Raw genomic sequence first — 11,394 nt, forward strand, 5'->3', positions numbered from 1 at the left:
TAGAATCATACTATGATCAAAAAATCTGCCTTAAGAGTTTTGGAAATCGAACAACAGGCTATCGCGCAGTTAGCCCAATATATTGATGATGCATTTGTTCAAGCTTGCCAATTAATTTTAGCTTGTAAAGGAAAAGTCATTGTTTGTGGCATGGGCAAATCTGGGCATATTGGGCATAAAATATCTGCGACCCTTGCAAGCACAGGTACACCTGCATTTTTTATGCATCCAGGGGAAGCAAACCACGGCGATCTGGGAATGCTTACCGAGCAAGACATTTTGTTGACCATCTCAAACTCTGGCGAAACAAGTGAACTCTTAGCGTTAATCCCTGTAGTTAAACGTATGAATGTGCCCATCATTGCTATGACGTCCAACCCGCAGAGTACGCTTGGCGGGTATTCCGATATTCATCTTTGCATCAAAGTACAACAAGAGGCCTGCTCATTAGGCTTAGCCCCTACATCCAGTACTACTGCCACCTTAGTCATGGGTGATGCATTGGCTGTTGCATTACTCGATGCTCGCGGTTTTACTTCTGAAGACTTTGCAATGTCTCACCCCGGCGGATCGTTAGGCAGAAAATTGTTACTTAAACTCGAAGACATAATGGTAAAAGAGCAATCGCTCCCCTTAGTGACTGAGCAACAAACCTTGAGGGAAGTATTACTCGTTATTTCGCAAAAAGCCTTAGGCATGGCAGGCGTGATAGATAGCCAAGGAAAATTACTGGGGATTTTTACCGATGGAGATTTACGTCGGGTACTGGACAATAGTATCGATATTCACCGCACCCGAATTCAAGATATAATGACAGTTAATAGCATAACCGCTAGACCAGAAATGTTAGCAGCGGAGGTACTATCGCTAATGCAGAAGCATAAAATAAGTTCTCTGTTTGTAACAGATACAACAGGTAAACCAACTGGAGCAATTAATATGCAGCTATTACTCCAAGCGGGGATCATTTAATGCCTATGGTAGATACGCCCTACGGGCCAATTCATGACAAGCTACTAACACAACTACAACAGGTCAAGCTATTGGCCTGCGATGTTGATGGCGTGTTCTCTGACGGTCGAATATATATGGGACAAGATGGCGAAGAACTCAAAGCGTTTCACACTCGAGATGGCTATGGCGTTAAAGCCTTGCAAAAAATTGGCATTCAAATAGCCGTCATTACCGGACGCCAATCAAATATGGTCGAAAAGCGAATGACAGCTTTAGGTGTGCAGCACATATACCAAGGATGTGAAGATAAACAACCCGCCCTACTCGCTATTCAGAAAAAAATATCAATAACCAAGAATGAAACAGCGGCCATAGGAGATGACATGCCAGATCTAGGCATGTTTCAAGCATCTCAATGCAACGTGTGTGTACAAGATGGCCATCCGCTTATCGCCTCACAAGCACACTATAGAACCCGTACTAAAGGTGGATTTGGCGCGGTACGAGAGTTGTGCGACTTAATTCTTCTGGCACATGGACAGCTAAATTTCATTCACGGCGCCAGCATATGAATCGCGTGACACTATGTATTACCATTTTATTTATTTTAGCCTTGGCCTTGAGTCTGCCAGGTTGGCTGGCCGAAGAAGAAGTCAACCTTGAGTCACCTACAGAAGATGCGTGGATCCCAAATTATCAAGCCACTAAAATGCGTAGCACCCTGTATGACAAATTTGGTCAAATCAATCATCAAGTGTTTGCTCAGCAAATGGAGAGTTTTGATTTACTTGGGTTTACCTTATTTAAACAGCCCAACTATTTATTGTTTGCGCAATCGCTACATCCATGGAAAGTCGACGCCCAAGAGGGTACCTTATACGATGATCAACGCATTCAATTTGAGAACAATGTTGAAATTACTAGCCTAGATACCAAGGGCTACATACAAGTTATTCGCACCCATTTTGTAGAAGTAAACCTAACAGACAAAACCATTTATTCTGACCAAGCGGTGGAAATTGTCGGCCCTAATTATGTCATTAGCAGCAACGGCTTTACCGCTAGCTTAGAAACCCAAAGATACGAGTTATTAGACCATGTTAAAACCGTTTACCACCCCTCTATTCAAGAGTAGTTTTTTAGCCATATTATTATTCTCGGCCACGAGTCACGCCGGGAAAGATGATTTCACCCAAAAAATTGAATTGGCTTCGTTGTACCAAAATGCCGATGGCATTGCAAAAAGGGCCACCTACCAAGGCAATGTTGTGATCCAGCAAGGTACTCTGACTGTGAGCGCAGATGAATTGGAAATTGATGCCAGTCAAGGCGAAGGAAATGAGATATTTATCGCCACTGGTAAACCCGCTACTTATTCACAACAGCAAGAAGATGGCAGCATAGTCACCGCCAGTGCCGACAAGATTGAGTATCATCGCCAAACTCGCTCACTATCTTTAGAGGGAAATGCGCAAATAAAGCAAAACTCCAGCAGTGTGCAAGGGAAGTCGATCAAATTTAATATGGAACTTGAACAAATTGTCGCCCAAGGTAGCGATCAAGAAAGTGGACGTGTTATAACTACTTTCCAACCCGTTTCAAAACCGAAAAAGCCTGAGTCAGAACAACAGGATAAACAACCTTAATGGCCGTACTAAAAGCTTCCCATTTAGCCAAGTCTTATAAATCCAGACAAGTTGTGCGAGATGTCAGCCTAGAAGTTTCGACAGGGCAAATAGTCGGTTTGCTTGGCCCAAATGGCGCCGGTAAAACCACCACATTTTATATGATTGTTGGCTTAGTGCCTTTAGATAAAGGCGACATCTACATTGACCAACAACAACTGACCTTGCAACCCATGCATGTCCGCGCGAGGCAAGGCATTGGCTACTTACCCCAAGAAGCATCGATATTCAGAAAGCTAACTGTTTATCAGAATTTGATGGCGATTTTGCAAACCCGTAAAGAATTATCAAATGAACAACGAGAGCAACAAGCCGACTCACTGTTAGACGAGTTTAGTATCAATCATATTCGCAACAGTTTAGGGATGAGCTTATCTGGAGGCGAACGCAGAAGAGTAGAAATAGCAAGGGCTTTGGCTGCCGACCCCGAGTTTATTTTGTTAGATGAGCCCTTTGCTGGCGTTGATCCAATCTCGGTAAACGACATAAAAAAAATAATTCAACATTTACGAGATAGAGGTTTAGGTGTATTGATAACGGATCACAACGTACGAGAAACCTTAGATGTCTGCGAGAAAGCCTACATTGTGAGTCATGGCGAGTTGATCGCTTCTGGCACCGCAGAAGAAGTTTTAGGTGATCAACGCGTAAGAGATGTATACCTAGGTGAACAATTCAGGCTATAGTTAAACCTAAGATTAGCTCGGCTGATAACAATAAATTAAACATAAGAAGTAGATGAAACCCTCTTTACAGCTAAAATTTAGCCAACAACTTACAATGACACCGCAATTGCAACAAGCGATTAAGCTTTTGCAACTGTCTACGCTGGACTTACAAGCAGAGATCCAAGAAGCTTTAGATTCAAATCCTTTATTAGAAATTGATGAACAAGTTAGTGATAGCGGCGACAAATCTCTGGAAACAAACCATAGTGCCGATGGTAAAGATAACGCCAACGAACAGATTGAAGTCAATGTTGATAGTGTCGATAGCGGCGATGCCCTGCAAAACAACGACATACCAGAAGATTTACCTTTAGACAGCACCTGGGACGAGTACCTAAGCGCATCATCAGCTCCTGCACCAATGAGTAGTGCGGGATCAGCAGGAGATGACGACCAAATTTTTCAGGGCGAAACCACCGACAACATTCAAGATCATTTGCTGTGGCAAATGCGTTTAACCCATTTTAGCGATACCGATATTGTTATTGCCATGGCAATAATAGATTCTATCGATGAAGCGGGTTATCTAACTATCAGCACCGAAGATGTTCTAGCCAGTATGGATGACGAAGAGATAGAACTCGACGAAGTTGAAGTGGTGCTAAAACGTATTCAAATGTTTGACCCCGTAGGATCAGGTGCTCGTAGTGCACAAGAATGTTTATTGGTGCAACTAAAACAGTTCGCCCCAGAGACACCTTGGCTAGAACAAGCCAAAATGCTCATAACTGACTATTGCGATCTTATTGGCAGTAAAGATTATCGCACCCTAATGCGTAAAACCCGCCTAAAAGAAGATGAGTTGCGAGAATCCATGCGTTTGTTGCAAACCCTCAATCCTAGGCCGGGCACAGCTATAGTGACAGGTGAGTCAGAATATGTGATACCCGATGTATCTGTAGCCAAGAAGAACGGCCGCTGGACAGTTGAACTTAATCCCGACAATTTGCCAAAACTTAATATCAACCAACAATATGCGGCTATGAGTAAAAGTGTTCAGAACTCCTCAGACAGCCAGTTTATTCGCTCTAATTTGCAAGAAGCCAAGTGGTTTATTAAAAGTGTCGAAAGCCGCAACGAAACCCTACTTAAAGTGTCTAACTGTATTGTACAACAGCAAATGGGCTTTTTTGAGCATGGCCCTGAAATGATGAGGCCAATGGTGCTCAACGATGTAGCAGAAATGGTCGATATGCACGAGTCCACTATTTCGCGGGTGACTACGCAAAAATATATGCACACACCTAGAGGTATTTTTGAACTGAAGTATTTCTTCTCTAGCCACGTTGCAACAGATGCAGGTGGAGAATGCTCATCAACGGCTATCAGAGCATTGATTAAAAAATTAGTCGCGGCAGAAAAACCCAGCAAGCCTTTAAGTGACAGTAAAATTGCACAATTGTTGGCCGACCAAGGCATTATGGTGGCACGGCGAACAATAGCAAAATACCGGGAATCACTTATGATCCCCCCCTCTAACCAACGTAAGAGCCTGCTTTAGGCGAATTGAAGAAGGAATAGGCGATATGCAAATTAACCTTACCGGTCATCATGTAGAAGTTACAGATTCTTTAAAAGACTACGTCGATACGAAATTTACCAAACTTGAAAGACACTTTGATCATATCAACAATGTGCATGTGATCTTAAACGTGGAAAAGCTCAACCAAAAAGCCGAAGCCACCATGCATCTTAGTGGAACAGAGGTATTTGCCACTTCTGAGCACTCTGACATGTATGCAGCAATTGATGCTTTAATCGATAAACTTGACCGCCAAGTGATTAAGCACAAGGAAAAAATTAAGCGCCATTAATGACGTTAGCTATAAACCAAAATTAGAATTCATAATGGAAATTAAAGATATTCTTCACCCTGACTGTACTTTATGTGCAGTTCAGGGGAATAGTAAAAAAAGAGTGCTGGAGCTCATAAGCCAAATCGCAAACCAACACCTTTTAGACATTGATCAAGCGACAATCTTGTCTAGCCTAATTTGCAGAGAAAAAATGGGCAGTACAGGCATAGGTAATGGTATTGCCTTGCCCCATGGACGCTTGCAAGATCTTGATAAAGTGATGGCGATTGTGGTGACCTGTGAAAAACCCATTGACTATGACGCCATAGATAACACCCCAGTTGACATCTTTTTTGCTATTTTGGTACCCGAAGATAAAGCATCCGAACATTTAGGAACCTTATCGGCTATCGCCTCGACGCTAAACAATAAAGACACCCTGAATCGAATGCGCCATGCCAAGACGGATCGAGAGTTATTTGAGGCACTAAACTAAATGAACCTGATTATTATCAGTGGACGCTCAGGCTCAGGAAAATCAATAGTACTGCGTTCCTTAGAGGACTTGGGGTATTACTGCGTAGACAATATTCCCGTTAATTTGTTACCCACGCTTACGCACACTGTAGTAGATGAATATGATCAAGTAGCGGTTAGCATTGATGTACGTAACTTACCTAAAAATCCCAATGAACTGGTAGAAATCCTCGATTACCTCCCCTCTACGTGGACCATGACCATACTTTATCTTGATGCAAGTGATGACATATTAATTAAGCGTTTTAGCGAAACTAGGCGGCTGCACCCCTTATCCAAAGAAAATAAATCCTTATCTGCTGCGATTAAAGCAGAAGCTCAATTACTGGCACCTATAGCCGAACGCGCCGACTTATATATAGACACAGACAAATTATCTGTGCATCAACTTGCCGAATTGGTACGCGAACGAATTCTTGGGAAGAAAAGCTCTAGACTGGTATTGGTGTTTGAATCATTTGGGTTTAAGCATGGTATCCCAAAAGACGCCGATTACGTGTTTGACGGTCGTTTCTTACCTAACCCCCATTGGGAGCCTGATCTTAAACACCTTACAGGGTTAGACGCACCGGTTCAGATTTTTTTAGGCTCGCAACCCATAGTAACTAAATTTATCTGGCAAATTCAAAACTTGATTTCAACTTGGTTACCTCACTTGGAGCGTAATAATCGCAGTTATGTCACTGTTGCCATTGGTTGTACTGGCGGTCAACATAGATCCGTTTATGTGGCCGAAACCCTAGCCAAAGCTTTTAGTAATTCTCACCCTGATGTACAAATTCGCCACCGTGAACAGAACTTGTAACTGATGACGCGCTTAGAAAAAACACTGATTATCGTTAATAAATTGGGACTGCACGCCCGAGCAGCCACTCAATTAGTGCAGCTAACCAATAAGTTTGCAGCTGACATCACCTTACACCAAGGAGATAAGCAAGCTTCAGCCAACAGTGTACTGGGATTAATGATGCTCGAAAGCCATCAAGGTGAAACAGTTAGAGTGGTGTGTGAAGGTAAGGATGCGCGAGCAGCAATGGACGCAGTAGAAACCTTAGTTGTCACAAAGTTTAATGAAGATGAATAAGCCATTGCACAACGTGCAATTATTAAATGAGTGACGTAAGATCAAGGTTATAGCTTCAAGGGCATGCTGCCTTGTTGCTCAACTGAGTAAATATACCTGATCCATGCCAAATTCCATCGAATCCAAAAGCGTTAACAGCCAACTTCATGCCATCAATGGAGCCTTAGGTGAGGGACACTCTGATCTAGCCAAGGACATGTTGCAACAACTGCAACCTGGTGATCTTGCGTTGCTTTTGGAATCCAGCCGCAGCCGTAATCGTCTAGATATATGGCAACTTATCCCACATGAACTATACAGTGATGTGCTCGAAGAGCTATCCGATGATGTGCGCAATGGCATTATAAAAACCATGCTTCCTGAGAAGGTCGCCGATGCCCTTGAAGAAATGGACACCGATGATCTAGTCGATACCTTACGCGCCCTTCCTCAAGAAGTTGCACAAGACCTACTAGCGGCTATGGATGAACAAGACCGGCTACGTGCCGAGCTTGGTTTATCTTACGGTGAGGAAACCGCGGGATTTATCATGAACACAGATACGATTAGCCTGCGCCCAGGTATTAACGTTGATGTGATCCTTAGATATTTGCGCCTTAAAGGAAATATGCCAGAGTACGCCGATACCTTATATGTAGTAGATAGTGATGATAAATTAATGGGTGGTGTAGCACTCACTAGGCTCATTACGGCTGCAGCTGATACCCCAGTAGAATCACTCATTAAAAGTTCAGAAGCTATCCCAGCTACCATGATGGATAACGAAGTAGCTAGCCTCTTTGAGCGATACAATTGGTTGTCAGCGCCAGTTGTAGACGAAAATAATAAGTTGTTGGGTCGCATCACTATAGATGACGTGGTAGATATCATCCGTGAGGATGCCGAGCACTCAATGATGAGTATGGCCGGTTTGGATGATGAAGAAGACACCTTCGCACCTGTTGTCAAAAGTACCCAAAGACGTTCAATTTGGTTAGGTGTAAACTTAGTGACTGCTTTATTGGCTGCGGCAGTAAGTGACCTATTTGAAGCGACCCTAAGCCAGTTGGCAGTATTAGCTATCCTGAATACTATAGTGCCTAGCATGGGCGGAGTGGCGGGTAACCAAACCCTCACTTTAGTTATTAGGGGTATGGCACTGGATCATGTTAACTCTGCCAACGCCAGATGGTTAATCAGTAAAGAACTCGCTATAGGTTTTCTAAACGGGGTGATTTGGTCGGTGTTAATTGCCTCGGTTATTGCCATTTGGAAACAAGATTTAATGCTAGGTGCGGTTATTGCGTTTGCCATGATGATCAATATGGTTGCCGCCGGTCTTGCAGGGGCAAGCTTACCTATCATAATGAAAAGACTTAAAATTGACCCTGCACTAGCCGGTAGCGTTATTCTAACCACTATTACCGATGTGGTGGGTATCTTTGCCTTTCTAGGTACAGCAACTTGGTTACTGATTTAAGTTTCAGTGAATACACTACCTGCCTCTCTATTGACGCTACTATCACTTTTTGCTTTTGCGGCTAACTCAGTACTTTGTCGGTTAGCGCTGAGTAGTGAACAGGTCGATCCCCTTACCTTTACTACGCTCCGATTATTATCGGCAGCCCTTACTTTAACGCTCATTATTGCCATCAAAAATAAGAAACATCTTATTAGCATCAATCAATTTGGAAGTTATACGGGCGCGACTTATTTGTTCATTTATGCCGCTGGATTTTCTTACGCCTATGTCACCTTAGGCACAGCAACAGGCGCCCTCATTTTATTTGCCTGTGTGCAGTTCACTATGTTGCTCAAAGGTTGGCTAACAGGCGTTGAAATGTCAAAACAAGAGACGCTAGGCATTAGCTTGTCGCTGTTAGGCTTTGGGTATTTTGTCTATCCTGAACTTAATCAACCGAGTTTGATTGGCTGTATTCTGATGAGCTTAGCTGGAATAGCTTGGGGCTTGTATAGCCTAAATGGCGCCAAGAGCAGCCAAGCGCTATTAGATACAACCAGTAATTTTTTGCGGCTGCTGCCGGTGGTTTTGATTGGTATGGTTTGGATATATTTCGCCACTGGATTTCAAATTAGCCTACTAGGTTGGCTTTATACTATTGCCTCAGGAGCCCTAGCTTCGGGAATAGGCTATGGGGTGTGGTACTTTGTGTTACCACACTTAAAACCTAGTATAGCTGCCGTAAGTCAGCTATCGGTTCCAATTTGGGCGGCGTTAGGCGGCTTAGCATTGGCAGCAGAGCCAATAGACCCGCACCTTGCATTATCTGCTAGTGTGATATTAAGCGGGATTTTATTAGTGATCTTGGCGAAACAAAACCCGAAATAGTGAGACTAAATTAAAATTCCCCGGCTCCATCGCTGGCGCTACAGATATAGGTTGTCTCTTGGTAGCCAGTTGCAGCTTCATAACGCTCGGCCAACAATTGCTCGGCGCCTTGCACCATATCATGTGGCATAAGGGCAACCATACAACCGCCAAAACCACCGCCTGTCATACGTACACCACCTTTTTCACCCAAATATTCACTGAGCAGTTGCACCGCAAAGTCAATTGGGGGTACGGTTATTTCAAAATCATCGCGCATGGAAATATGTGACTCTGCCATTAATTTTGACAGCAGGGCTACATTGTTTGCTTTTAATGCATCTGAGGCCAAAACAGTGCGCTCACTATCAGAAACCACATGGTGAGCTCGCTTGTATACCAATTCGCTGAGTTTATCTTTATGGTTTTGCAACTCGAGTAAACTGATATCACGCAGTGCTTTTATTCCTAAAATTTGAGCGGCTTCTTCACATTGCAAGCGACGGGTATTGTATTCGCTGTCGACTAAGCCTCGCTTTACGTTGGAGTTGATAATCATCACGGCTAAGCCTTCTGGCATAGAGATCAGTTCTGTCTCTAGCGAGCGGCAATCCAGTAACAAAGCGTTTTGCTTCGAGCCGCAAGCGCTGACCATTTGATCCATGATCCCGCACTGACATCCCACAAATTGATTTTCAGCTGCTTGACCATTTAACGCCACTTCAGGTTTTGTGAGAGCTAAGCTGTATAAACCACGAAAGGTTTCGCCAATCGCTACTTCTAAAGAGGCAGATGAACTTAGCCCAGCCCCTTGAGGTACATTACCGGTAATGGCCAAGTTGGCTCCTTTAAACACATGCCCACTTAGTTGTAGATGTTTAATCACGCCGCGCACATAATTGCTCCACATTTGGCTTGGGTGGGTTTCGATTTCGCCATCAAGGGCAAACTCATCTTGTTGGTTATGATAATCAACCGCCACAACCTTTACTGTCATATCGTCTCTAGGCGTGACCGCAACTAAGGTTTGATAGTTAATGGCACAAGGCAATACAAAGCCGTCATTGTAATCGGTATGTTCCCCAATAAGGTTCACCCTGCCCGGTGCTTGAAAATGTCGACTTGGCTTGGCCTTAAACGTTTCGGTAAAGACCCTATCGAGCTGGCTTAACATGGTTGCCGAGATAACAGACATCAATTATGCTCCGGTCGCTTCATTGTAGTGAACATCGCTGAGGCCCTGTAAACGCTCTGCGGCCTGTTCTGGGGTTAAATCTCGTTGCGGCTCTGCCATCATTTCATAACCCACCATAAATTTACGCACAGTGGCTGAGCGTAACAATGGCGGATAGAAATGGGCATGAACTTGCCAATGATCTAGCGTCTCAAGATTATTCGGCGCACCGTGCCAGCCCATAGAATAAGGAAAAGAACATTGAAATAAATTATCATAGCGACTGGTCAGCTTTTTAATGGCAATGGCCAAGTCTGCTTTTTGTGTTTCATTCAGGCTGGTTAGTCGGGCGCAGCTAAACTTAGGCATAAGCAAGGTTTCAAATGGCCAGGCCGCCCAATAAGGCACAACGGCAATCCAATATTCGGTTTCTACTACAGTGCGCGAACCGTCTGCCGATTCTTTTTGAGCATAATCTAATAACAGCGAACTACCATGCTTATCAAAATAGGCTTTCTGACTAGCTTCGGCTTTTGCCACTTCGTTGGGAATAAAATCGTTGGCCCATACTTGTCCGTGGGGATGAGGATTAGAGCACCCCATAGCTGCTCCTTTATTTTCAAAAACCTGTACCCAAACGTAATCTTTGGATAAGTCTGCCACTTGCTCTTGCCAAGTATTGACCACAGCTTCTAAGGCGGATAGAGACAATTCCGGTAAGGTTTTATTATGCTCAGGAGAAAAACAAATAACCCGGCTGGTGCCTCTGGCTGCTTGCAAAGTAAATAGATCGTCATTGGATTGCCCAGATGCTGGCGTGTCCTGCATCAAGGCAGCAAAATCATTGGTGAATACAAATGTGCCATCATACTCAGGATTGATTTCCCCATTAATACGGGTATTACCAGAACATAAATAACATTGCGGATCGTGGGCTACAGAATCAGCTACTTGAGGCTTTTCAACTTGTCCTTGCCAAGGGCGCTTAGCTCTATGAGGGGATACCAAAACCCAATCGCCCGTTAAGGGGTTACGGCGACGATGAGAGTGATCAACAGGATCAAATGTAGACATATTTTTATAACCTATTTCTTCGAATTAAGACTTATGCAGCAGTCACTGATATAT

At 43.7% G+C, this 11,394-nt stretch carries 14 protein-coding genes; 12 read left to right on the forward strand and 2 right to left on the reverse strand.

The genetic code is table 11. The features are described 5' to 3' along the window. Nucleotides 1-12: 12 nt before the first annotated feature. From Q0688_RS17840 to Q0688_RS17895, 12 genes are all read left to right on the forward strand, one after another. Nucleotides 13-972, forward strand: coding sequence for a KpsF/GutQ family sugar-phosphate isomerase (locus Q0688_RS17840; RefSeq protein ID WP_299080097.1), 960 nt, complete (start codon nt 13-15; stop codon nt 970-972). Further along, entirely contained in the window at nt 972-1,526 is a 555-nt protein-coding gene (gene kdsC, locus Q0688_RS17845; protein ID WP_299080099.1) for a 3-deoxy-manno-octulosonate-8-phosphatase KdsC, read from the forward strand. Before Q0688_RS17840 ends, kdsC begins: the two co-directional genes overlap by 1 nt. Then, entirely contained in the window at nt 1,523-2,089 is a 567-nt protein-coding gene (lptC, locus tag Q0688_RS17850) for an LPS export ABC transporter periplasmic protein LptC (protein WP_299080102.1), read from the forward strand. The genes kdsC and lptC overlap by 4 nt, the downstream gene beginning before the upstream one ends. Continuing rightward, nucleotides 2,052-2,600, forward strand: coding sequence for a lipopolysaccharide transport periplasmic protein LptA (gene lptA / locus Q0688_RS17855; RefSeq protein WP_299080104.1), 549 nt, complete (start codon nt 2,052-2,054; stop codon nt 2,598-2,600). Before lptC ends, lptA begins: the two co-directional genes overlap by 38 nt. After that, entirely contained in the window at nt 2,600-3,325 is a 726-nt protein-coding gene (gene lptB, locus Q0688_RS17860) for an LPS export ABC transporter ATP-binding protein (protein WP_299080107.1), read from the forward strand. Before lptA ends, lptB begins: the two co-directional genes overlap by 1 nt. A gap of 52 nt (nt 3,326-3,377) precedes the next feature. Beyond that, nucleotides 3,378-4,868 carry an RNA polymerase factor sigma-54 gene (locus Q0688_RS17865; RefSeq protein WP_299080109.1) on the forward strand — a complete coding sequence of 497 codons (1,491 nt, stop codon included), beginning with the start codon at nt 3,378-3,380 and terminating at the stop codon, nt 4,866-4,868. A 25-nt stretch (nt 4,869-4,893) separates the two neighbouring features. Next, entirely contained in the window at nt 4,894-5,181 is a 288-nt protein-coding gene (hpf, locus tag Q0688_RS17870) for a ribosome hibernation promoting factor (RefSeq protein WP_299080112.1), read from the forward strand. Between the two features lie 34 nt (nt 5,182-5,215). Next, on the forward strand, nt 5,216-5,659 hold the full coding sequence (gene ptsN, locus Q0688_RS17875; RefSeq protein WP_299080115.1) for a PTS IIA-like nitrogen regulatory protein PtsN: 444 nt from the start codon (nt 5,216-5,218) through the stop codon (nt 5,657-5,659). After that, nucleotides 5,660-6,505, forward strand: a complete 846-nt coding sequence (gene rapZ / locus Q0688_RS17880; protein ID WP_299080118.1) for an RNase adapter RapZ — start codon at nt 5,660-5,662, stop codon at nt 6,503-6,505. Between the two features lie 3 nt (nt 6,506-6,508). Beyond that, entirely contained in the window at nt 6,509-6,784 is a 276-nt protein-coding gene (locus tag Q0688_RS17885; protein ID WP_299080121.1) for an HPr family phosphocarrier protein, read from the forward strand. Nucleotides 6,785-6,887: 103 nt separating this feature from the next. Beyond that, the gene (gene mgtE / locus Q0688_RS17890; RefSeq protein ID WP_299080124.1) at nt 6,888-8,243 is read left to right on the forward strand and encodes a magnesium transporter; all 1,356 of its coding nucleotides are present in this window, start codon (nt 6,888-6,890) and stop codon (nt 8,241-8,243) included. Between the two features lie 6 nt (nt 8,244-8,249). Next, nucleotides 8,250-9,113 carry a DMT family transporter gene (locus Q0688_RS17895; RefSeq protein ID WP_299080127.1) on the forward strand — a complete coding sequence of 288 codons (864 nt, stop codon included), beginning with the start codon at nt 8,250-8,252 and terminating at the stop codon, nt 9,111-9,113. Nucleotides 9,114-9,123: 10 nt separating this feature from the next. Here the strand turns inward: Q0688_RS17895 and galK are convergent, their stop codons facing one another. Together galK and galT are read right to left on the reverse strand one after the other, a co-directional pair. Further along, nucleotides 9,124-10,287 carry a galactokinase gene (galK, locus tag Q0688_RS17900; RefSeq protein ID WP_299080130.1) on the reverse strand — a complete coding sequence of 388 codons (1,164 nt, stop codon included), beginning with the start codon at nt 10,285-10,287 and terminating at the stop codon, nt 9,124-9,126. Nucleotides 10,288-10,290: 3 nt separating this feature from the next. After that, nucleotides 10,291-11,340 carry a galactose-1-phosphate uridylyltransferase gene (galT, locus tag Q0688_RS17905; RefSeq protein WP_299080133.1) on the reverse strand — a complete coding sequence of 350 codons (1,050 nt, stop codon included), beginning with the start codon at nt 11,338-11,340 and terminating at the stop codon, nt 10,291-10,293. Nucleotides 11,341-11,394 lie beyond the last annotated feature (54 nt).

This window comes from uncultured Paraglaciecola sp. (assembly GCF_937123705.1).
Lineage (GTDB): Bacteria > Pseudomonadota > Gammaproteobacteria > Enterobacterales > Alteromonadaceae > Paraglaciecola.

What these genes read in the sequence shown, in the direction of transcription:
- Q0688_RS17840 (WP_299080097.1), top strand. Translation starts at nt 13, where the DNA reads ATGATCAAAAAATCTGCCTTAAGAGTTTTGGAAATCGAACAACAGGCT.
- kdsC (WP_299080099.1), top strand. Translation starts at nt 972, where the DNA reads ATGCCTATGGTAGATACGCCCTACGGGCCAATTCATGACAAGCTACTA.
- lptC (WP_299080102.1), top strand. Translation starts at nt 1,523, where the DNA reads ATGAATCGCGTGACACTATGTATTACCATTTTATTTATTTTAGCCTTG.
- lptA (WP_299080104.1), top strand. Translation starts at nt 2,052, where the DNA reads ATGTTAAAACCGTTTACCACCCCTCTATTCAAGAGTAGTTTTTTAGCC.
- lptB (WP_299080107.1), top strand. Translation starts at nt 2,600, where the DNA reads ATGGCCGTACTAAAAGCTTCCCATTTAGCCAAGTCTTATAAATCCAGA.
- Q0688_RS17865 (WP_299080109.1), top strand. Translation starts at nt 3,378, where the DNA reads ATGAAACCCTCTTTACAGCTAAAATTTAGCCAACAACTTACAATGACA.
- hpf (WP_299080112.1), top strand. Translation starts at nt 4,894, where the DNA reads ATGCAAATTAACCTTACCGGTCATCATGTAGAAGTTACAGATTCTTTA.
- ptsN (WP_299080115.1), top strand. Translation starts at nt 5,216, where the DNA reads ATGGAAATTAAAGATATTCTTCACCCTGACTGTACTTTATGTGCAGTT.
- rapZ (WP_299080118.1), top strand. Translation starts at nt 5,660, where the DNA reads ATGAACCTGATTATTATCAGTGGACGCTCAGGCTCAGGAAAATCAATA.
- Q0688_RS17885 (WP_299080121.1), top strand. Translation starts at nt 6,509, where the DNA reads ATGACGCGCTTAGAAAAAACACTGATTATCGTTAATAAATTGGGACTG.
- mgtE (WP_299080124.1), top strand. Translation starts at nt 6,888, where the DNA reads ATGCCAAATTCCATCGAATCCAAAAGCGTTAACAGCCAACTTCATGCC.
- galK (WP_299080130.1), bottom strand. Translation starts at nt 10,287, where the DNA reads ATGTCTGTTATCTCGGCAACCATGTTAAGCCAGCTCGATAGGGTCTTT.
- galT (WP_299080133.1), bottom strand. Translation starts at nt 11,340, where the DNA reads ATGTCTACATTTGATCCTGTTGATCACTCTCATCGTCGCCGTAACCCC.